This window comes from Flavobacterium sp. (assembly GCF_027484205.1).
Taxonomy (GTDB): domain Bacteria; phylum Bacteroidota; class Bacteroidia; order Flavobacteriales; family Flavobacteriaceae; genus Flavobacterium.
This window is the reverse complement of record NZ_JAIXUB010000019.1, coordinates 141,087-161,886: the sequence shown is the minus strand read 5'-3', so window position 1 is coordinate 161,886 and position 20,800 is coordinate 141,087. Positions and strand designations below refer to the sequence as shown.

The 20,800-nt window shown below is 29.5% G+C and carries 21 protein-coding genes; 14 read left to right on the top strand and 7 right to left on the bottom strand.

Annotated elements, in window-relative coordinates; all coding sequences use genetic code 11:
- Together Q0049_RS09675 and Q0049_RS09670 are read right to left on the bottom strand one after the other, a co-directional pair.
- On the bottom strand, positions 1-2,220 hold the full coding sequence (locus tag Q0049_RS09675) for a hypothetical protein (RefSeq protein ID WP_298119177.1): 2,220 nt from the start codon (positions 2,218-2,220) through the stop codon (positions 1-3).
- A 160-nt stretch (positions 2,221-2,380) separates the two neighbouring features.
- Positions 2,381-3,214, bottom strand: coding sequence for a S1-like domain-containing RNA-binding protein (locus tag Q0049_RS09670; protein ID WP_298119205.1), 834 nt, complete (start codon positions 3,212-3,214; stop codon positions 2,381-2,383).
- Between the two features lie 164 nt (positions 3,215-3,378).
- On the opposite strand from Q0049_RS09670, the gene Q0049_RS09665 reads away from it, so the two are divergent.
- Positions 3,379-3,807 (top strand): SET domain-containing protein-lysine N-methyltransferase, encoded by a 429-nt coding sequence (locus tag Q0049_RS09665; protein ID WP_298119176.1) that lies wholly within the window; start codon positions 3,379-3,381, stop codon positions 3,805-3,807.
- Here Q0049_RS09665 and menD read toward each other — a convergent pair.
- Entirely contained in the window at positions 3,804-5,459 is a 1,656-nt protein-coding gene (gene menD, locus Q0049_RS09660; protein ID WP_298119174.1) for a 2-succinyl-5-enolpyruvyl-6-hydroxy-3-cyclohexene-1-carboxylic-acid synthase, read from the bottom strand. The genes Q0049_RS09665 and menD overlap by 4 nt on opposite strands.
- 136 nt (positions 5,460-5,595) lie before the next feature.
- On the opposite strand from menD, the gene Q0049_RS09655 reads away from it, so the two are divergent.
- Positions 5,596-6,090, top strand: a complete 495-nt coding sequence (locus tag Q0049_RS09655; RefSeq protein WP_298119172.1) for a GNAT family N-acetyltransferase — start codon at positions 5,596-5,598, stop codon at positions 6,088-6,090.
- 114 nt (positions 6,091-6,204) lie between these two features.
- On the opposite strand, the gene Q0049_RS09650 is transcribed toward Q0049_RS09655, so the two are convergent.
- From Q0049_RS09650 to Q0049_RS09640, 3 genes are all read right to left on the bottom strand, one after another.
- Entirely contained in the window at positions 6,205-6,792 is a 588-nt protein-coding gene (locus tag Q0049_RS09650) for a glutathione peroxidase (protein WP_298119170.1), read from the bottom strand.
- A gap of 156 nt (positions 6,793-6,948) precedes the next feature.
- Positions 6,949-7,530, bottom strand: a complete 582-nt coding sequence (locus Q0049_RS09645; RefSeq protein ID WP_298119169.1) for a hypothetical protein — start codon at positions 7,528-7,530, stop codon at positions 6,949-6,951.
- A gap of 17 nt (positions 7,531-7,547) precedes the next feature.
- Positions 7,548-7,979 (bottom strand): hypothetical protein, encoded by a 432-nt coding sequence (locus Q0049_RS09640; RefSeq protein ID WP_298119168.1) that lies wholly within the window; start codon positions 7,977-7,979, stop codon positions 7,548-7,550.
- 206 nt (positions 7,980-8,185) lie between these two features.
- Between Q0049_RS09640 and Q0049_RS09635 the strand changes: the two genes are divergently transcribed.
- Positions 8,186-8,716: a sigma-70 family RNA polymerase sigma factor gene (locus Q0049_RS09635; RefSeq protein WP_298119167.1), complete on the top strand. Its 531-nt coding sequence runs from the start codon at positions 8,186-8,188 to the stop codon at positions 8,714-8,716.
- Positions 8,716-9,504 carry an anti-sigma factor gene (locus Q0049_RS09630; RefSeq protein WP_298119166.1) on the top strand — a complete coding sequence of 263 codons (789 nt, stop codon included), beginning with the start codon at positions 8,716-8,718 and terminating at the stop codon, positions 9,502-9,504. The genes Q0049_RS09635 and Q0049_RS09630 overlap by 1 nt, the downstream gene beginning before the upstream one ends.
- A gap of 61 nt (positions 9,505-9,565) precedes the next feature.
- Here Q0049_RS09630 and ccsA read toward each other — a convergent pair whose 3' ends face one another.
- Positions 9,566-12,748 carry a cytochrome c biogenesis protein gene (gene ccsA / locus Q0049_RS09625; protein ID WP_298119164.1) on the bottom strand — a complete coding sequence of 1,061 codons (3,183 nt, stop codon included), beginning with the start codon at positions 12,746-12,748 and terminating at the stop codon, positions 9,566-9,568.
- 182 nt (positions 12,749-12,930) lie between these two features.
- On the opposite strand from ccsA, the gene Q0049_RS09620 reads away from it, so the two are divergent.
- From Q0049_RS09620 to Q0049_RS09575, 10 genes are all read left to right on the top strand, one after another.
- On the top strand, positions 12,931-14,283 hold the full coding sequence (locus Q0049_RS09620; RefSeq protein ID WP_298119162.1) for a 7TM diverse intracellular signaling domain-containing protein: 1,353 nt from the start codon (positions 12,931-12,933) through the stop codon (positions 14,281-14,283).
- A 66-nt stretch (positions 14,284-14,349) separates the two neighbouring features.
- Positions 14,350-14,973: a response regulator transcription factor gene (locus Q0049_RS09615; RefSeq protein ID WP_298119160.1), complete on the top strand. Its 624-nt coding sequence runs from the start codon at positions 14,350-14,352 to the stop codon at positions 14,971-14,973.
- A gap of 91 nt (positions 14,974-15,064) precedes the next feature.
- The gene (locus tag Q0049_RS09610) at positions 15,065-16,534 is read left to right on the top strand and encodes a hypothetical protein (protein WP_298119159.1); all 1,470 of its coding nucleotides are present in this window, start codon (positions 15,065-15,067) and stop codon (positions 16,532-16,534) included.
- Between the two features lie 38 nt (positions 16,535-16,572).
- Positions 16,573-17,334 (top strand): Rossmann-like and DUF2520 domain-containing protein, encoded by a 762-nt coding sequence (locus Q0049_RS09605; protein WP_298119158.1) that lies wholly within the window; start codon positions 16,573-16,575, stop codon positions 17,332-17,334.
- Positions 17,318-17,845 (top strand): HAD family hydrolase, encoded by a 528-nt coding sequence (locus tag Q0049_RS09600; protein ID WP_298119156.1) that lies wholly within the window; start codon positions 17,318-17,320, stop codon positions 17,843-17,845. Before Q0049_RS09605 ends, Q0049_RS09600 begins: the two co-directional genes overlap by 17 nt.
- Before the next feature lie 76 nt (positions 17,846-17,921).
- Positions 17,922-18,299, top strand: coding sequence for a four helix bundle protein (locus Q0049_RS09595; RefSeq protein WP_298119154.1), 378 nt, complete (start codon positions 17,922-17,924; stop codon positions 18,297-18,299).
- Positions 18,300-18,397: 98 nt separating this feature from the next.
- Positions 18,398-19,324: a geranylgeranylglycerol-phosphate geranylgeranyltransferase gene (locus Q0049_RS09590; RefSeq protein ID WP_298119152.1), complete on the top strand. Its 927-nt coding sequence runs from the start codon at positions 18,398-18,400 to the stop codon at positions 19,322-19,324.
- The gene (locus Q0049_RS09585; RefSeq protein WP_298119151.1) at positions 19,317-19,892 is read left to right on the top strand and encodes a Maf-like protein; all 576 of its coding nucleotides are present in this window, start codon (positions 19,317-19,319) and stop codon (positions 19,890-19,892) included. Before Q0049_RS09590 ends, Q0049_RS09585 begins: the two co-directional genes overlap by 8 nt.
- A gap of 39 nt (positions 19,893-19,931) precedes the next feature.
- Positions 19,932-20,177, top strand: coding sequence for a hypothetical protein (locus tag Q0049_RS09580; protein ID WP_298119149.1), 246 nt, complete (start codon positions 19,932-19,934; stop codon positions 20,175-20,177).
- A gap of 9 nt (positions 20,178-20,186) precedes the next feature.
- Positions 20,187-20,717 carry a mechanosensitive ion channel family protein gene (locus tag Q0049_RS09575; protein ID WP_298119147.1) on the top strand — a complete coding sequence of 177 codons (531 nt, stop codon included), beginning with the start codon at positions 20,187-20,189 and terminating at the stop codon, positions 20,715-20,717.
- Positions 20,718-20,800 lie beyond the last annotated feature (83 nt).

Here is a 20,800-nt window from a genome sequence, read left to right as displayed (position 1 = left end):
TTAACTTTTTAAAAATATACAATCTATAACATCATCAAAAGTGCCAAGATCTTCATTATTTATTCGATAACTTATTAAAACGCATTTGTTCTCTTTATTTTGCATGTTATTAAAATCTCTCAACTCATCAATTGTTTTAAAATTTCCTTTGAACAATTTATCTAAAGTTTCTTGACAAACAAAGACAGCTTGAAATTTTTTGCTAATTGCCCAACCATTAAAATCAATAAAATTTAAAGCCGCTTCTAGCCCTTGCTTTTTAATATTTTGCCATTTAAGAAATAATGATTCATTAATGAGTTTGTCTTGCTCTGCTATTTGGTCTTTCATTGTCCACTCTGTTAGTGCAAGACCAAAGGCTATTACATCTAATCCTGGTATTAATCCAACAAACGTGCTAAGAGATGGAACATTAAACTCATCATTACCACTTAACTCAGGAAACATATTTATGGTATCTTTAAATATTGAAAAATATCCATAATATTTTGTTGCCTCTTTTATCACTTTTACTCCTGTATAAAAACTATTATATGCAGCAGTTTTCGTTCCTTTTTCAACTGGTACTATAATATTTTCTTCTTCAATGAAAATTTGTGTAGCATCGTTCTTAATTTTAAAGTAATGATTTAATTCCACTATTTCATATGTTGATGCTTCAATTTTATTTTTCACTAAATTAATTCTTTCTGTGTAAATCTCTTTATAAAATTGGTTTACATCTTCAAAAGACTTGTATGTAATAGTGTTTCTAATCTTTATCGAAACAAACTTTTTAATTGTTCCATCAGGAAGTCTATCTAAAGCAAATGTAATAATATCACCTGTATGCGAATACATTTCTGGTAAATTATTTTCACCATTAAAATATGCAGCTTTAAGTCTAAGGGAAATATCAGAAGGATAAACATATAATTGAACTTTTTTAGAAGTCCAATCTATATTGTTATACTGCCATGACCAGTACAACTCTAAACTACCATTTAAAGATGGTCCGCTTTTATCGTCAATAATATCATTTGCCCAACTTGGATTTAAAAATAACTCTAAAGTAATTCTTTTCTTTCCTTCAAATTCTCTAACAATACCTAAAATTTTTATTTCTTTATCATCAAACTTATCATCATCTGTAGTAACTAAATTATAAAACGTAAAAAAAGGATGCACAAAACCTAAAGGATAACTAATCTTATCATTATCTAAAAGTTTAAATTCAATTTCTGTATTTGTAGGCACAGCTTGATTTACGTTTAATTGAAAATATACTGTTTTTTCTAAGTTGGAACGATACTTTTCATAACTAGAACTGTCAACTGGAAGCTTCCCATCATAATCAGAACTCCAATATGCTGTTGGAAAATCTTTAGAGTTAACTTCTAATCTGTTGATGCTATCGAAACTATCCTTGTCTTGAACACTAGAAATCTTTAATTTGTTTTCAATACTAATTCGATCTAAACTAGGCGTGTTTTTTAAATTATATTTTTCTTTAATAAAATCAGGTGTATTTCTGTATAACCAAACAAGTAAATCTATCTTTGCAAGATTAAGTTGTTTTAAATCAATACTTTTAGAAATTGATTTATCTTCAATTGGAATTATTTTTTCAAAAGCATTCAAAAAAGAATTTGTTACTTTTTCCAAAAATTCTTTACTAGGTTCATTTTTTGCAAACTTCAAGAATGATTCAAAATCATTAAAACTTGATGAACTAACAGTAAATGCAATGTGGTCTTTGTTGTTTTTTTCTTCAACTTTCTCTTTATCAACAAAATAATAATGAACTAAATATTCAATATTTTTTCTTAAATAATCAAATTTTAATTCTAAGCTATTATGAATATCGACAACTCCACTTTCTTTGTACAATTTTGCTTTTAACTGTAGTTTTTTGTTTCCAATAAATGTAGCTCTAGTCGTAAGCTTTTCTTGATTATAAATAAAACTTGATTTCTCTTCTAAAAAACCAATTATCTTTTGAAAATCGATATTTTTAGACGTAAAAATCGATTTGTAGAGAGCACTATTTTTTCCATTGGGAGTTTCTAAAGCTATTTCATTAAATATTTCCCTGATAGGTTTTAATGTTTTTAAATCGTGTAAAGGATTATTTTTCAAGGATTCCTCCTTCATATCATCTATACTCAAAAATTTCATTCCTTGAAGTTCTTTTTGACTTTGTTCGTCAAAATCGCTAAAATCTAATGTATCTGTATTCATTTGCCTTAATTTAAAAACAAAGTAATAACGTACAAAAAATATTGTTATTGTGACTATTAGTTTGGGATTTTTGAATAACAAAGTTAACAAAATCCATTTATTTTCTAAACTATTGAAAATAAGCTATTAAGGCAAGTATGTTATTTTAAAACTTCATAGTCTAAGAAATCAAATAAATTCCGTCGTCTTTAATTTCGATTAGTTTTTCTTTGTATAAATGTCCAATGGCTTTTTTGAAGGTTTTTTTACTCATTTTCAAAACTGTCTTGATATCTTCTGGATTCGAATTATCATTTAATCGCAAAAAACCACGACTTGCTCTCAATTCGTTAAGGATAATTTCAGAATTTGGTTCAATGTTTTCAAAACCTTGTTTGTGCAACGAAACATCAATTTTTCCGTCAGGACGAATAGTTTTGATGTATCCTTTCATTTTATCACCAGTACGAATCGAATCGTCATAAACCTCATCTTTATAAACCAAACCTTTATGTTTTTGGTTGATAATAACATTAATTCCGATGTCGGTTATGTGCGAAATAATTAAGTCAACTTCTTCACCTTTTTCAACAGTAATGTTTTCATTATCAAGAAACTGATTCGTCTTACTTGAAGCAACTAACCTATTGGTTTTTTCGTCCATATAAAGGTAAACTAAGTAACGTTTTCCTTTTTCCATCGGACGTGCTTGCTCTTTAAACGGAACCAAAATATCTTTTTCCATTCCCCAATCCATGAATGCGCCAATTTGATTGATATAATTTACTCGCAAAAGCGCAAATTCATCTAAAAAAATATAAGGAACTAATGTCGTTGCAACTGGACGTTCTTCGTGATCTAAATAAACAAAAACGGTTATTTCTTCACCAATTTCAAATACTTTTGGAACATATTTATTGGGTAATAAAACGTCTTCTTTTCCATTAGTAAGAAATAAACCCACTTGTGTATCTCTATCAATTTTTAATGTATTGAACTGACCAATCTTCATAATATGCTATTAATTTGTGCAAAGGTACAAAAAGGAAATTAGTTTCGGGTTTCGGGTTTCGGATTTAAAGTTTAAGGTTTTGGTATTGAACTTTTTTAATTTTGGAATTTATTTGGGATTTGAAATTTGTTATTTGGGATTTGATTTATGTTATCTTTGATTAAAAAATGGATTGCAACACTATTGATGCCAAAGAAGTAGATTATTTGTACATTCAAACTTCACAGCTTCCTAATTCTGGAAAAGGATTGTTTACTGCAATAGCTATTTATAAAGATGAAATAGTTTCTGTTTTTAAAGGAGAAATTTTATCCGATTGTGAAGCTGCAAATAGGGTTAAAAACAATGATGACCAGTATTTTATGAATCTTCTAAATGGTACAATATTAGATTGTAAAAACACCGATTGTTTTGCAAAATATGCTAATGATGCCAATGGTTTTTCAATCCCGAAGCTTCGGGACAGTTTTAAGAACAATACAAAAATAACATTAGATGAAAACGGAAATGTTTGCCTGATTGCTACTAGAAAAATAAAATCTGGTGAAGAAATTTTCTGTGATTATGGAAAACGATATTGGAAGAAACATAGTTAAACCAACTCTCTAAAATATTGCAACAAAACCTTATCATTTTCTAATGTTGGTGTAAAAACTTCTAATAAAACTGGTTTTTCATTTTGAGCAAACATCGCCTCTAAACTATGTTCTAAAGTAGTTTCATTACTTGCTGTTAAATACTCAAATCCATACATTTTTGCCAAATGTTCCGCTGTTAAACAATGTGAGGTTTCAAAAAAGGTATTGAACACAGGTGATTCATCATGACCTGGAAGAATTCTGAAAATTCCGCCACCACCATTATTCATCAAAATAATTTTAAAGTTTTTGGGAATATAATTGTTCCAAAGTGCGTTGCTGTCATACAAAAATCCGATATCTCCAGCAATTAAAACCGTTGGTTTTCCTGAAGCAGTAGCTGCACCAATTGCAGTTGAAGTGCTTCCATCAATGCCACTTGTTCCTCGATTACAAAAAACTTCAATAGTAGGATTCATCGAAATTAATTGTGCATAGCGTATTGGCGAACTATTACTGATTTGCAATTGACTTTTAGATTTTAATTTGGGCAAAATAATATCAAATGCTTTTAAATCGGTAAATGGAATTTTACTCAAATAATCAACATGTTTTTCTAAACGTAACGCTCTTATTTTTAAAAGCTCTTTTTGATAGTTACTTTCAATTTCGACCGTTTTTGAAAAGAAGTTTTCGAAGAATATATTTGGTGTAATTTCAAAATGTTTCGTCAAACAACCATACGTATCATAAGCTCTCAACTCGTCTATATGCCAATGTTGTTTTGGCTGGAATTTTCTCAAAAAAGCTTTAATTCTTTTGGATACAATCATTCCACCAAAAGTCAATAAGATATCGGGTTGAAATTCGATAAAATCTTGTTCGGAAAATGGTGTGATTATGGTATCAATATTGGTAATAAAATTAGGATGATGCACATTAGACGTAACTTCAGTCATTACAACAACTGATACATCATTACCTAAATGATTCAAATATTTTTGTTCTATTTCATTTGGATTTAATCCACCAATTAAAACTAACTTTTTTTGTGATTGATTCCAAAGGTTTGCATAATTTGAAATAGCATATATATCTTTATTAATGTGAGTGTTTGAAATAACTTTTGGATGTATAACAAGTTCTTCAACGGTTTCATACAAAGGTTCTTCAAAAGGTGCATTAATGTGAACAGGACCTTTTTTGGCGAAAGCCGTATTTATAGCTTCATTGATTAAAAAATCATTTTCATCTGATGGAAATTCGTCCAAATTTGCATTAAAAAGTGAGTGATTAGCAAAAACGTTTTCTTGACGAATGGTTTGTCCGTCACCAATATCTATTTTACTTTTTGGTCTATCTGCAGAAACAACAATTAAAGGAATTTCGCTGTAAAATGCTTCGGCAAAAGCCGGATAATAATTCAACAAAGCGGAACCAGAGGTACAAACTACAGCAACAGGTTTCTTGATTTGTTGAGCAATTCCGAGTGCGAAAAATGCCGCACAACGTTCGTCAGCAACGCTATAACAAGTAAAATTAGGATTATTTACAAAACCAATGGTAAGTGGAGCATTTCGAGAACCTGGAGAAATTACAATATGTTGGATGCCTTTAGCTCTAAAAATTTCGAGGATAGATTGTGCTAAAGGTATTTTTGGGTATTTCATTTTTAAAATGGAAGTATGTTTCTAAAATTCCAAATACAAAAGTACAAAGTTATTTATTGAAGAAAAATTAAACCAATGAGAAAGTTAAGTTAATTAAGCTATTTCTTTGTAGTAAAAAAAATACTATTTTTGAAACATGGAAATTAAAATCAGACCTTATCAAATTGAAGACACGCAAGCTATTTTAGAAATAATTAATTATAATATTCTAAATTCTACAGCATTATATGATTATAAACCAAGAAGTTTGGTAAATCAAGTGGCTATTTTTAATGATAAATTAGAAAAAGGATTTCCAATAATTGTTTCGACAGAAAATGGCGTTGTTGTAGGTTTTGGTTATTATAGTGAATTCCGATTTAGAGAAGCATATAAATTTACAGTGGAACATTCGGTTTATGCACATCCAAATCACATTGGAAAAGGTATTGGAAAACTTCTTTTGGAAGAATTAATTAATTTGGCGAAAGCTCAAAATCTTCACACCATGATTGGAGTTATCGATGCTGAAAACCAAAGTAGTATTGATTTTCATAAGAAATTTGGGTTTGAAATCGTTGGCACAATTAAAGATTCGGGATTCAAATTTAATCGTTGGTTGCACAGTGTTTTTATGCAAAAAATGCTTTAGAAATTAGAGGATAGTACTCCAACAAGCTCAGAGTGATAAATTTATGAAATAAAAAAAATCAGAAAACAATTTTATGTGCTTTCTGATTTTCTTTTATTTATATCTTTTTAAAATCTAACTTTTAATCCAATTTACGATTTCGTCATCGGTTGGTAAAACATTTGGCGCAACAACTTTTTCTAACTCACCTTTTTCGTTGATTAAATATTTTTGAAAGTTCCATTCTACTTCACTGTCTTGCAAACCATTCTTAGCTTTTTGAGTTAAAAACTGATATACTTCATTCATGTCTTTTCCTTTAACAGAAATTTTACTCATCATTGGGAAAGTTACACCATAATTTCTTGAACAAAATTCTCCAATTTCTTTATTTGAACCTGGTTCTTGCTGTCCAAAATTGTTCGCAGGAAAACCTACAATTACGAAATTATTATTCTTATATTGATTGTAAATTGCTTCTAAATCTTTATATTGAGGTGTTAAACCACATTTAGAAGCTGTATTAACCACTAGAATTTTCTTTCCTTTTAGTGTAGCAAAATCGAATTCGTTACCTTCTAAATCTTTAACTTTGAATTGATAGATAGTCTGTTTTTCCATAACTAATTCTTTTGTTTCTCTAATTGGTGCTACTTTATTTTGAGCTTGATTTTGACAACTTGTAAGGGAAAGAATCCCGATTAAAAAAAGTAATTTTCTCATCTTTAAAATTTTTATAAAAATAGTTAATTAATGATTTAGTTTACAAAAACAATGCTTAATTTTTTGTTATAATAAAAGCCCAACAACAAAGTCATTGGGCTTCAAAACAAAAAAAACAAAAACAAAGTAACTGTAAATGCTTTCTTTTAAATGCGATTAAGGCGCTTGAACAATTGGTGTTCTAATTGATTCTAAAACGGCTACAACTTCATTAATAATAACTGGATCAGTTACTCCGTTTTTTCCTGCTGCTGTTCCTACATATCCAATAAATTTGTCATAATCAGCATTAGTAGACTTCACTCCCATTCTTGGGTTAGTAGCAGGATTATGAGCATCTACCATGTTTAAACCTGAATAAGTATTTGTTGCGCTTCCTCCCGTATTTGCTGAGAAAAAATCGGTTAAATTTTTACTTAAAACTGCAACATTTGTTGTATTTCCTGAAGTAACTTCACCTACAATTGGAGCAAAATGTGCACCAAAATTTCCTGGCGCAGCAGCTACAATATCGCCAACAATTAATGTAATTGTAGTATCTACCACTGAACGATAACTCAATCGTCCCATTTCAATCATTTGTCCAGGATTATTTGGATCAGCTACTTTTGTTGTTCCTCCTAGTTTTTGATATAATGATTTCATTTTTGGTGAATCATCGTCATCGCTACAAGATGTAACAAAAACCATTGAACCGATTAACAGTGCACTTAGTGCTAATTTTGAGATGTTTTTCATAGTTATTATATTTAAGATTAATTGAAAATTCGTTGTACTCCTTTTGAAAAATGATAGCTAAAACTTCCTTCTTGAATAACAGGACAAACTTGTTTAGCTTTTATATTTGATGGTAAAATGTAACGTGTTGCTTTATAACTTCCTTTTTTCATTAATTCATCATAGATTTTTTTTGAATCTGCAATTTTATTATCGTGAAAAAAAACAACCACATTATTTTTTAAATTATAGCTGTCATTTATAAAACCTGGTATTGATTTTAGATTTCTATGAATTTCTTTCATTTTTAAAGAATCTAACGGTTCTTGAAAGTCAATTCTACTAATTTGCATCGTTGCATTATCATAAGCAATTGGCTTTGCTGTTGCAATGTGAACTACTAAAACAACTAATAGTAAAAGTGTAGTTCCAAACAAACTGAGTGCGATAATTTTTAACTTTTTTCTCATAATAATTTGTTTTAATGTTTTTTGTTGAAAGGATATACGGCAATAAGTTTCATTTGGTTTTATTTTCATTAAAATTTTAAAAAAAGATGCTTTTCATCGAGGATAGTTGAAAAAATTTTTAAAACAATAAAAAAAAAGGTAGTTTTATAAATCCAAACCTTTTTAGGTTTCGTATATATCATTCTAAACAAAAAAACAAAAGCATTATGTCACAAGAAGAATTAATTCCGTTACTCCTGAAGAAGGACCAGCGTGGCTTTACGATTATGTATGATATGTATTCAAAAAGTCTATTTGCCGTTATTTCAAATTTGATTAAAGAAACTGAAGATGCCGAAGATGTGCTTCAAGAAGTATTTGTAAAAATTTGGAAAAACATTGAAACCTATAGTGATGCTAAAGGTCGTTTGTACACTTGGATGTTAAATATTGCAAGAAATACTGCAATTGATAAACTTCGTTCTAAAGGTTACAACAACAGTCAAAAAAACCTTTCATCTGATAATTTCGTACATCTGTTAGACGACAGCAATAAGCTTATCAATAGGATCGATACTATTGGAATTCAGGAATTTGTAAAGAAATTAAAACCAAAATGTATTCAATTAATAGAATTATTATTCTTTCAAGGATACACACAACAAGAAGCTTCAGATGAACTTGAAATTCCGCTTGGCACTGTTAAAACACAGAATAGAAATTGTATCAATGATTTAAGAACTTATTTACAAGTATAATGAACACACAAGAACAAATAGAATCAGGAAACTTAGAACTTTACGTTTATGGTTTACTAAACGAAAATGAAACTAAGGAAATTAGCGAATTGGCTAAAACCAATCCGGCTATTAAGAATGAAATTGTTTCTATTGAAAAAGCGATATTGAATTTATCAAGTAGTTTTTCTCCTAATATTTCTGCTGAAAACTTCGAAAAAATTAAAGCAAAATTAGAATTGAAACATGGTAAGGTTGTAGATATGAAACCAAAATCTAATTGGGGACAATATCTTGGTTGGGTAGCATCAATTGCATTACTTATTGGTGTTGGATATCAATACACACAATTAAATTCGACTTCGCAACAATTGAATACAATTGAAACAGAGAAATCAAATCTTCAAAAATCAGTTGTAGAATTAGAATTGAAAAATAAAGAGACGGCAACTGCTTTAAATGTAATTAGAGACGAAAAAAATACGGTTGTAAATTTAGCTGGTCAAACGGTTGCTCCAACATCTTTTGCAAAAATTTATTGGAACAAAGAAACTTCAACAGTATATGTAGATGCTACAGGTTTACCTGAACCACCAAAAGGCAAGGTATATCAAATATGGTCTTTAAAATTGAGTCCTACATTAACGCCAACAAGTATAGGATTATTAGAGGATTTCAAAGGAAACAACGAAAAATTATTTGCTGTTAGCGGAACTTCAGACGCTGAAGCATTTGGAATTACACTTGAACCTGCAGGCGGAAGTCAAACGCCTACTATGGAACAGTTATATACTTTAGGAAAAGTATAATTTATTTAAACCCAAATTAAAAAAGAAAGGTTCAACAATTAAGTTGAACCTTTTTTTATGTCTAATTCTTTAAGAATTTCTTGTATTTTAAATAAGCAAATATTGCTAAAATTGTGAGTCCAATTAACGAATAATAAAACTCATTTGGTGTAACAACTTTATCTCCACTTGCATAAGAATGCAATCCTGTTAGATAGAAATTCACTCCAAAATAAGTCATCATAATTGAGTAGAAAGCCACAATACTCATTAAATTATAAATCCATAAACCACGTAACGCAGGAACAAAACGAGCATGAATTACAAAAGCATAAATCATAATACTGATTAAAGCCCATGTTTCTTTTGGATCCCAACCCCAATATCTTCCCCAAGATTCGTTAGCCCATTGTCCTCCAAGGAAATTTCCGATAGTTAATAATACCAAACCAATGGTTAATGCCATCTCATTGATATAAGTAATTTCCTTGATATTCAAACTCATTTTAGTCTTGTTCTTTTCATTGGTAAACAACATTAATATAAGAGCAACAACACCTAAAATCATTGCCAATGTAAAAGGTCCATAACTCATAACAATTACTGCAACGTGAATCATTAACCAATACGAATTTAATACCGGTTGTAAATTAGCAATGGCTGGATCCATCCAATTCCAATGAGCAATCATCAAAATCATGGAAGTTACAAAAGTTCCAGCTGCAATAGTTAAACTTGATTTTTTAATTAGACTCTTAGAAATTAGTAAAAGCCAAATTGGATATGGAAAACCAAATAAAAGTGTAAATAACATTGTTGCCCATGCTACATAAATCATACTCTCATAAGCATCACTCCATGGTGCATGACCTGAAATATACCAACGAGCGATTAATCCTAAAGTATGTAAAACAAATAAAAGATTAATGAAAAAATGAAACCCATTGATAATAATACGAATTGATTTTTTTTCGAAAAAGATATTTACAATGGTAAATAATAACATCAAAACTCCGCAAAGCATGTATAAATAATATAGATTCTTAAAAATATCATATTTGTTGTACATGATTTCAGAATCAATTTTGTCATCACTTGGTCGCACAGATTTTCCTTCTTTCTTTTGATAATTTTCCATACCCACTAAAAAAGTGTTAGCCATAGTATAATTATCATTTTGAGAAGCTTTCATCAACTCATCAAGATAAATAGGAAGTGCATTTTTTATAGTATCTAATGTAGTTCTTGTAACATGATTAATCTCTAAATAGGAAGCCCATTTATTCCCTTTATCATTTGGAACTGGAAATATTTTCAAAATTTGACCACTCAAAGCAGCGTTTAATAAACTTACTTTTTTGTCAGTTTCCATAAAATCTTTTTCAAAATTATTAGGAATTTGAGATTTGTAAGAAGCTTCAAGATATTTTGATAATTTATAGTTTCCTCTTTCATCAATAAATGATTTTAAAGAAGCATATTGCTCATCTTTACCAATACCTATGATTTTTCTAATGCTATCATTACCTTTTTTGATATAAATTATTGGAACTTCAAACCAAGCTTGAGGGAATTGCGTCATCGATAAAAATACTTGATCGGAGTTCATATCTTCGTAAGTATCACTTTTACTTACTTTTCGCAATAATTCTGATGAAAAAGTATTGATAGGTTTCATTCTTCCTCCTTCGTCTTGAATGACTAAACGTCCAAATTGAGCAGCGTGTTTTTCAGAAACTTTATATTTTAGAATAGAATCCACAAAATTCATTTTAACCTGTGGTGGCGCTTGATGATTTCCTGAATGTTGTGCAAATCCTGAAATTGATAAAAACAAAATTAAAACTGTAATCAATTTAGATTTTTTGTCTTTAATAACTTCTAATTTCCTTTTCAAATCGGCAAAACGAGAATGTTTTGTAAATAAAATTGCCATCATAGCAAAAAATAAAATGAAGTAACCAATGTAGGTTATTAATGTTCCCCAAAAATCATGATTAACTGATAAAACAGTTCCTTTTTCATCAGGATCAAAATTAGCTTGAAAAAATCTAAAACCTTTGTGATCAAGTATATTGTTCATAAAAATTCGGGCATCAAATTTTTCTTTACCATCAATTACAGTTACTTTACTTTCAAATGAAGAATATCTTTTTTCTGTTCCAGGATAACGTTCCGCAATAAAGTCGTTTAGCTGAAGTTTAAATGGTAATTCATAAACTTTACTTCCAAAGAAAAATGTAAATTCTAATTTTCCAAGTTTAAAACTTTGCGGCGTTCCTTGTTTTCCTTTAGAACCAACTAAAGTTATTTCTTTTTCTTGGCCATCAGCTTTTACTTTAACAACTAGAGCATCATCGCCTCCTTTTGCTTTAAAATTTCCACTAGATTTAAAATCTTTTTCACCTTTTATAGGTTGGTCAGGAAAAACAAATTGTGCTCCGCCTAAATTATAAAGCGAACGAAACATTAAAGGTTGTACTAAATCTTTAGCAACCGTTCCTTGAAATTGATCAGCCATTCGCATAAAATTTCCGTCAAATGGTGCTTCAATAGTAGTTGTTCCGTCTTTTATAGTGATGTTGATAGCTCCTTTAGTATAGGAATTTAAAGCAAATAAAACATTGTGAATATTTTGTACTTCGCCTTCTTTTAGATAGTGTTCATGACGTTGTCCTCCACCAGATTCAACCATTTTTAAATGCAACTTCCCATTTGGAGTTTGCTTAATTGTTTCTTTAGCATCAAGAAGAAATTTTTTATATTCTACTTCAAAAGGAATATCTGCAAACTTGTCTTTAAAATGAAAATCATTATCAATTACTGGCGAAAGTAATAATGATTCTTCAAAAACACGACGCTTCATTTCTCCATCATGCTGTCCATCAACAAAATAAGTAAGATAATTTTTATCAGAATACATTTGATTAGAAACTTCTCCTTCGCGAATTGGCATCATTCCTTCATAACTAATGTATCTTGTAATTGCTGCACCAATGATGATAAATATAAAAGATAAATGCAATAATAATGTTGCCCATTTTTCTTTTTTAAGCAATTGATATCTCGAAATATTACCAAAAAAATTGATTAAGAAAAAGACATGAATGGCTTCAAACCACCAAGCATTGTAAATTATAATTCGAGCAGTATCAGTATTATAAGCACTTTCTATAAATGTTCCTGCTGCCATTGCCGCTGCATAAACGATAAATAAAATTGCCATTAAACGTGTTGAGAAAAGTATAGATTTAATTTTTTCCATGATAAATTTGGAATGATTTTTTTAAAAGTGTCACAAAAGTAAATCAAAAAACTCAATTTTCTTTCTATTTCTGTTTGGATTTAAGAGTTTGTTAAGACTTGATTAAAAGAAAAAACACTTTCATGTATTTTCAACAAGTAAAATAGTTATTTTTATTTTTCATAACTACACATTCTATAAAAATGCATGGTGTAACAACAGATTCTATATTGTCTATTTTGATATTTGGAGCAATAACAATGGCATTCATTTATCATACTGTTCTGTATGTATTTAGTAAAGATAAATTGATAATTCATTATTTACTTTATCTTTTCTTTACTGGAATTTTTGTTTTTCATAGAACAGGATTGATAAGGGAATTTTTTGGATTCAAAGTTGAAGATTATTTTTATAATTACTTGAACGAACCAATACAGATAATTTATTTAGCAATGTATTTCAACTTTATATTGCAATCTATAGAAGTTTATAAATCAAAAAACTCTTTTCTATATCGCTCCTGGATTTTCATAATGACTCTTCTTATAGGATATTCCATTGTATTTTATTTATTAAAAATAACATTTCATTTTCAAACCTACACCTTAGCCTTTATTAGCATCCGAGCTTTGATTTTTGTTTTAACGTCTGTAATGCTATGGCAATGTTACCAACTTAGACATATAACTTTTCAAAGATACATTTTGATAGGTTGTACTTGCTACTTTATTTTTGGCTTAATAAGTTTTGTTTCAAATATAAATGTTGACGAAAATGCAGCTATTTATCCACCAGAATGGTTAATGATAGGAAGTTTTATTGATATTGTTTTCTTTTCAATAGCAATGAGTTATAGAAATAAAAAACAATGGGAATCAATGAATTTAGCATTGTTAAATGATGCCAATGAAATGATCGAAATGCAAAAAATTGTTTTAGAAAAACAAATCGTTTTAGAAAATGAACGAAATAGAATTGCAGCTGATATGCATGATGATTTAGGAAGTGGTTTGACAAAAATTACTTATTTAAGTCAAATGGCTATTGATGATTATGACTTAAAAGAAAACTTATCTAAAATAAATAAAACATCATCAGATTTAGTTGAAAATATGAGTGAAATTATTTGGGCTATGAAAGAGGAAAATAATAGCATTGACGACTTAATAACTTATATTAAAGTATATTCTGTAGATTATTTAGATTCCAATGCTATTGCATTAAAAATGAGTATTCCGGAAACTATTGAACCACTGGTCATTAAAGGCGATTATAGAAGAAATATATTCTTGGTAATAAAAGAAGCATTACACAATGTAGTTAAACATTCGAAGGCAAAGAATGTTACCATCTCAATTAAAATTAATAATTATCTTTCAATTGACATAATTGATGACGGAATTGGAATCAAGGAAACTGTTACTTCAAAAAATGGTAATGGCATGGCAAACATGAAAAAACGAGTAAACAATTTAAATGGTATAATTGAAATTAAATCACTGGAAGGAACTCATATTAAACTAAAATTTCCAATTGAAAAACTAATCTATTAAATCAACCATAAGTACTATTGATTTTACTGTCAAATCTATCTTACTTTGCATAACATTAATATAACAATGATTACAATTTGCATAATTGAGGACATAATAGATATTCAAAAAGGCTTAAAAGCAATTATTGAAAATGATAATCGTTTTAAATTACTAAATTGCTTTGATAATGCAGAAGATGCTATCGAATTAATTCCAAGTTTACAACCAAATGTAGTAATCACTGACATTAATCTTCCTAACAAATCTGGGATTGATTGTGTTCATGAGATTAAACAGGTTTTTCAAGATATTCAATTCATAATGTTTACAATTTATGAAGATAACGATCAAGTTTTTGAAGCCTTAAAAGCTGGTGCCAGCGGATATATTTTAAAAAATACTTCTCCAAATAAAATTGTAGAATCAATATTAGAACTTTATGAAGGAGGAAGTCCGATGTCTCCTAAAATTGCTAGAAAAGTATTGTCCTCATTCAACCAAAATATTTCAAATCCAGTAAATCAACTCATAACAAAGCGCGAACAAGAAGTATTAGAATTATTGAGCAAAGGTTTTCTTTACAAAGAAATAGCAGATAAATTAAACATTTCCTTAAGTACCGTAAAAAGGCATTTGAACCATATTTATACAAAACTTCAAGTTCAAAACAAGACCGAAGCTGTAAATAAATTATACGGAAAATCTTAATGAACTAGAACTCATAATATCAAAAAAATGATACAAAAGGTTGATTGACAACTCAATAATCAGTAACTAATTTTACAAAAAAATAGTTATCATGAGAAAAATCAAATACCTTCTGTTTTTTACTTTCACATGCACAAATATATTTTCACAAATAGGAATTGGAACAACAATTCCTGATGTATCTTCAAGTTTGGATATTTCATCTTCTTCATCTGGTTTGTTAATTCCGAGGGTAAACTTGATTGACGTTTCCAATGGAACAACACCTGTAACATCTCCAGCAAATAGTTTATTGGTTTACAATACAAATTCTTCCGTAATTGGCGGAAATGGTTCGGGTTATTATTATTGGAATGGAACAATTTGGACAAAACTATTTACATCATTTGATGAAAAATGGTCTCGTTCAGCAACAGGAAAATTGTTTCCAACAACACTTACCGATTTTGTTGGCATAGGAACCAACAATCCACAAACTAATTTACATTTGGTTTCTACAAGTTCAAATCCAGTAATTTTTGATGGTGGAAACTCGTTATTTATCACTTTAGCAGAAAATGGAAGTAACAGAGGTTATTTTGGAAGTTTTGCTGGAAATCCAGAAGATATTGAATTTGGAACTTATGCAGGAAATCTGGGATCTATTCATTTAACAACAAATAATACACCAAAACTTACAGTCCTAAATGGAGGAAATATTGGAATTGGTATTACAAATCCTACTCAAAAATTAGATGTTCAAGGTGGAAATGCACGTATTAACAATTCATTTGTTGGTGATGTAGGTTTCGGAACTATTTGGGCAAATTTTTCTCATCAAAATCAGGCTAATGTAACTGGTTATGGATTGTTACATTCTAGTGATGGAAATTTTACACTAATCAACAAACAAAATACTGGTACTGGATATATCGGTTTTAGAATTGGGAATATAGACCAAGCAGTTATAACCAATTCTGGAAATATGGGAATTGGAACCACAACGCCATCACAAAAAGTCGATATAATAGGTAAAATAAAAATCACTGATGGCTCACAAGGAGTCGGAAAAGTACTTTCATCAGATGCAAATGGAGTTGGAACTTGGGTTAACAATACCGCTATAACTCCTGCAGTAATTGGAACTTTCACAGGCGGTGGTGCCAATATTGGAAACGGAACTCCTGTTGGTATTCAATCACCAATGACCTATTGCAACGTGACTATTGTTTTACCTCCAGGAAAATGGATTGTATTTGGTACATATTTATTAGCTGGAACTACATCTTTAACCACTGGACAAAGTGTCTTTGTTAGAACAACTCTATCTGAAAGTAATGTTTTTCTAGATAGCTCTGATATCATCTCCGGTGGATTGGTCTCAGGAACATTAATTGGTCCATGTGATTTTGGATTAGCCAACGGACAAACCATTATTTATAATAACACTTTAGTAAACAAACCCTATTATTTATGGGCAAATGTGCAAAAATTTGGTACAACACCTACGACTTTTACCATGGCTGGTGTAGGAAGTAATTTCTGGTCAGAAAACCAACTTTCAGCTATTCCTACTAACTAAATAGATAAAATAGTAGCTTTTTTTACTACTTTTGCTAAATGATTTCAATTAGCATTATTGGCTCAGGAAATGTAGCTCAACATCTTATTAAAACAATTTTAAAATCAGAACAATTAGAACTGGTTCAAGTTTTTGCACGAAACCAAGAGAGTATTTCGCATTTGGTTTCAAAAGATAAAATTACCTCAGAAATTACTACTTTAAAGGAAGTAGATTTATATATAATTTCAGTGTCTGATGATGCCATTTCTTCGGTTTCAAAATCATTACTTTTTTCCAATAAATTAGTTGCTCATACTTCGGGAAGTGTCGCTATGGAAGAACTTTCTAAACATAACAGAAAAGCAGTTTTCTATCCATTGCAAACATTATCTAAGAAAAAAGAAATCAATTTCAAAGAAGTTCCTTTATGTTTAGAAGCAGAAAATGAATCGGATTTAAAGCTTTTGAAACAAGTTGCAAATACAATTTCGGATAACGTATTTGAAGTGAACTCGGAACAACGAAAATCGTTACATGTTTCGGCGGTCTTTGTGAGTAATTTTGTGAACCACTTATACAAAATTGGAAGTGATATTTGTACTGAACATAATGTTCCGTTTGAAATTCTAAAACCATTGATTTTAGAAACTGCTCAAAAAGTGCAAATTATGGAACCTAATGAAGCGCAAACTGGTCCTGCAAAAAGAAATGACACTTCAACAATAAACAAACATTTAGCAATACTGACTGATGAGAATCAGAAAGAAATCTATAAAATTCTAACCAAATCTATTATCGATAATGTCAAAAAGTTATAAAGAAATAATGAATACTATTGACACCTTTATTTTTGATGTTGATGGTGTTTTAACTGATAGTTCGGTTCACGTTTCTCAAAATGGAGAAATGTTACGCATCATGAATATTCGTGATGGCTTTGCAATGAAAGCAGCAATTGAAAGCGGTTATAATGTCTGCATAATCTCTGGAGGAAATAACGAAGGTGTTCGAATTCGCTTGAGAAATTTAGGAATTACCGATATTCATTTGGCTTCACCAAACAAAGTAGAAACCTTCAAAGAATATACTGAATTATACAATATCAAACCCGAAAATGTGTTGTATATGGGTGATGATATTCCAGATTATCATGTGATGCAATTAGTAGGATTGCCAACATGTCCTCAAGATTCCGTTGCAGAAATTAAAGCTATTTCAAAATATATTTCACACAAAAATGGTGGAAAAGGTGCTGTGAGAGAGGTAATTGAACAAGTCATGAAAGTACAAGGAAAATGGCATTTGTATTATGATGGAAAACATGATTAAAAAGTATTCAGTGTTCAGTAATCAGTTTGCAGTTACTTAGATTGTGTTAATTTAATATTCAGTTTATTAGTTATTTATGACATTTCAAGATTTATTGGCTTATCAAAAATCATTTGCCTTAGCAATGAAAATATTTAGAGTTTCAAAATCCTTCCCAAAAGAAGAAACTTATTCTTTAACAGACCAAATAAGAAGATCATCAAGAAGCGTTTCTGCAAATATTGCTGAAGCATACAGAAAACGTGATTATCCAAAACATTTTCATAGTAAGTTAACCGATTCAGATGCTGAAAACTCTGAAACTCAAGTTTGGTTAGAATATTCCATTGCTTGTGAATACATAACAAATGAAACATATACAGAATTATTTAATGTTTCAAAAGAAGTAGGGAAATTGATAAATTACATGATTCTAAACCCTAAAAAGTTTGGAGTAAAAGAAGATAAATCGTAAATTCATAAACATTATTTAACACTGAACACTGAACACTGAACACTGAACACTGAACACTGAACACTGAACACTGAACACTGAACACTGAACACTGAAACATGAAATACCTAAAACTAATACGTTACCAAAACCTACTTTTAATTGCTTTCATGCAACTTGTCATTCGTTTTGGTTATTTAGAACTTGTAAATATTCCGTTATCACTTTGGTATTGGCAGTATAGTTTGCTAATATTGGCAACCGTTTTAATTGCCGCTGGTGGTTATGTTATCAACGATATTTTTGATCAAGAAACTGATGCCGAAAACAAACCTAATAAAGTAATTATTGGTAAATCAATTTCTGAGTCTAAAGCATATATCATATACGCTTCATTAACTATTACTGGAGTTGCATGCGGATTTATTTTAGCAAATTCAGTAGAACATCCTAATTTTGCTGTGGTTTTTGTATTGATTGCAACACTACTCTATTTTTATGCAAGTACTTTAAAACAAATAGCTTTAGTAGGTAATATTGTAGTTGCATTGTTACTCGCATTTAGTGTAATTATCATTGGAATGTTTGATATTTTTCCAAATACATTTGATATGAATAGACAACAAATGACTTTGGCTTTTAGCATTCTTTTAGATTATGCCAAATTTGCTTTCATCATCAATCTAGTTCGCGAAATAATTAAAGATATTCAAGACATTGAAGGAGATAATAATCAAGGAATGAGAACTTTGCCAATTATAATTGGTATTCCTAAAACTAAAATCTTTTCTTTTATACTGTTACTGCTTCCAAGCTTATACTTGTTGTATTATTCTAAAACGTATCTATTTGAAAACAACTTATTTTATGGTCTAGCATACATTCTGTCTTTAGTTGTTGCACCAATGATCATGTGTTTAGTACAAATTTGGAATGCTAAAGATAACAACGATTACAAAAAAATCAGTATGTTTTTAAAATGGATTATTTTCTTCGGAATTTTATCCATTGCAGTTGTAACTTTAAACATCAAAAACAATGCTTAAAGATTATAAAATAATTTTAGCTTCTGGCTCGCCAAGACGTCAACAATTTTTTAAAGACTTTGATTTAAAATTTGAAATCCGTCTCAAAGAAATTGAAGAAATTTATCCTGACAATTTAAAAGCTGAAGAAATTACGAACTATCTGGCTGAACTAAAAGCACAAGCATTTGAAGGCGAATTAGCATCTAATGAAATCCTAATTACAAGTGATACTTTGGTTTGGTTAAATGGCAAAGCATTGGGAAAACCAAAGGATTATGATGATGCTTTTCAAATTTTAAAATCATTATCCAATCAAACACACGAAGTCATCACATCGGTTTGTTTTAAAACCAACACTAAAACAGAAACTATATTTGATGTTACCAAAGTATCTTTCCGCGAATTGTCTGATGATTCAATACGTTACTATTTAGATAATTATAAACCATTTGATAAAGCTGGAGCTTACGGAATTCAAGAATGGATTGGCCTAATTGGTATACATAAAATTGAAGGTTCATATACTAATGTGGTTGGTTTACCTACAGAAAAAGTATATACTTATTTAACATCTTATTTAGATTAAAGTACGTAAATTTACACTTCTCAAAAGTCAAGAAATTTTATGGAAACCGAAGAAGAAATCAATGCAAAAATCTTGAAAATCACTATGATTATTCATGAAAACTATCCAGAATTATCAAAATATTTAAATGAAATGCCTGTCACAATTCCTATAGACAAAAACCCAAAAGTAAATGTAAAAAACCTTGAAAAATATTATGAATCTTTGGTAGTACTTTTCAGAAATTATGTCGCTGAACATCAATTGAACTACATCAACCAACACAAAAATTCTGGACATCTATAAGTAATCTATATGGATATTTTGAACAACTTTACCATAGAAGTTATTGCAACTATTATCGTGTTGCTTTTAGTATTCATTTTACGATTTATAATTGCTAAACTTGTTCGTAAATATGCTAAAAAAAGTCAAATAATAGAACAACGAGCAAACCTTGTAATAAAATATATTGATTTATTAATCAACATTATAGCATTCATTTCGTTGATTGTGATTTGGGGTGTAAAAAAAGACCAAATTCTATTTACTGTTTCCTCAATAACAACAGTTGTTGGTGTAGCCATGTTTGCACAATGGTCTATTTTAAGTAACATTACATCAGGTGTCATTTTATTCTTCTTCTTTCCTTTTAGAATTGGTGACACTATCAAAATTCACGATAAAGACTTCCCAATTCAAGCAGAAATTGAAGATATCAGTGCTTTTCACGTTAATTTAAAAACTATTGACGGTGAACGAATTACCTATCCAAACAATTTACTACTGCAAAAAGGAATATCGATTATTGTAAACAAAACAAACGATACAGAGTTCACGGATTAACATTTATCTGTTAAAGAAATTCAAAATTATCCTTCCTAATTTATAATATTCACTACATTTGATGCTATTGCAAAAATTAGTAT

Excerpts from the sequence above, each read along its gene's own strand:
- Q0049_RS09675 (WP_298119177.1), bottom strand. The coding sequence starts at position 2,220 with ATGAATACAGATACATTAGATTTTAGCGATTTTGACGAACAAAGTCAA.
- Q0049_RS09665 (WP_298119176.1), top strand. The coding sequence starts at position 3,379 with ATGGATTGCAACACTATTGATGCCAAAGAAGTAGATTATTTGTACATT.
- menD (WP_298119174.1), bottom strand. The coding sequence starts at position 5,459 with ATGAAATACCCAAAAATACCTTTAGCACAATCTATCCTCGAAATTTTT.
- Q0049_RS09655 (WP_298119172.1), top strand. The coding sequence starts at position 5,596 with ATGGAAATTAAAATCAGACCTTATCAAATTGAAGACACGCAAGCTATT.
- Q0049_RS09650 (WP_298119170.1), bottom strand. The coding sequence starts at position 6,792 with ATGAGAAAATTACTTTTTTTAATCGGGATTCTTTCCCTTACAAGTTGT.
- Q0049_RS09645 (WP_298119169.1), bottom strand. The coding sequence starts at position 7,530 with ATGAAAAACATCTCAAAATTAGCACTAAGTGCACTGTTAATCGGTTCA.
- Q0049_RS09640 (WP_298119168.1), bottom strand. The coding sequence starts at position 7,979 with ATGAGAAAAAAGTTAAAAATTATCGCACTCAGTTTGTTTGGAACTACA.
- Q0049_RS09635 (WP_298119167.1), top strand. The coding sequence starts at position 8,186 with ATGTCACAAGAAGAATTAATTCCGTTACTCCTGAAGAAGGACCAGCGT.
- Q0049_RS09630 (WP_298119166.1), top strand. The coding sequence starts at position 8,716 with ATGAACACACAAGAACAAATAGAATCAGGAAACTTAGAACTTTACGTT.
- ccsA (WP_298119164.1), bottom strand. The coding sequence starts at position 12,748 with ATGGAAAAAATTAAATCTATACTTTTCTCAACACGTTTAATGGCAATT.
- Q0049_RS09620 (WP_298119162.1), top strand. The coding sequence starts at position 12,931 with ATGCATGGTGTAACAACAGATTCTATATTGTCTATTTTGATATTTGGA.
- Q0049_RS09615 (WP_298119160.1), top strand. The coding sequence starts at position 14,350 with ATGATTACAATTTGCATAATTGAGGACATAATAGATATTCAAAAAGGC.
- Q0049_RS09610 (WP_298119159.1), top strand. The coding sequence starts at position 15,065 with ATGAGAAAAATCAAATACCTTCTGTTTTTTACTTTCACATGCACAAAT.
- Q0049_RS09605 (WP_298119158.1), top strand. The coding sequence starts at position 16,573 with ATGATTTCAATTAGCATTATTGGCTCAGGAAATGTAGCTCAACATCTT.
- Q0049_RS09600 (WP_298119156.1), top strand. The coding sequence starts at position 17,318 with ATGTCAAAAAGTTATAAAGAAATAATGAATACTATTGACACCTTTATT.
- Q0049_RS09595 (WP_298119154.1), top strand. The coding sequence starts at position 17,922 with ATGACATTTCAAGATTTATTGGCTTATCAAAAATCATTTGCCTTAGCA.
- Q0049_RS09590 (WP_298119152.1), top strand. The coding sequence starts at position 18,398 with ATGAAATACCTAAAACTAATACGTTACCAAAACCTACTTTTAATTGCT.
- Q0049_RS09585 (WP_298119151.1), top strand. The coding sequence starts at position 19,317 with ATGCTTAAAGATTATAAAATAATTTTAGCTTCTGGCTCGCCAAGACGT.
- Q0049_RS09580 (WP_298119149.1), top strand. The coding sequence starts at position 19,932 with ATGGAAACCGAAGAAGAAATCAATGCAAAAATCTTGAAAATCACTATG.
- Q0049_RS09575 (WP_298119147.1), top strand. The coding sequence starts at position 20,187 with ATGGATATTTTGAACAACTTTACCATAGAAGTTATTGCAACTATTATC.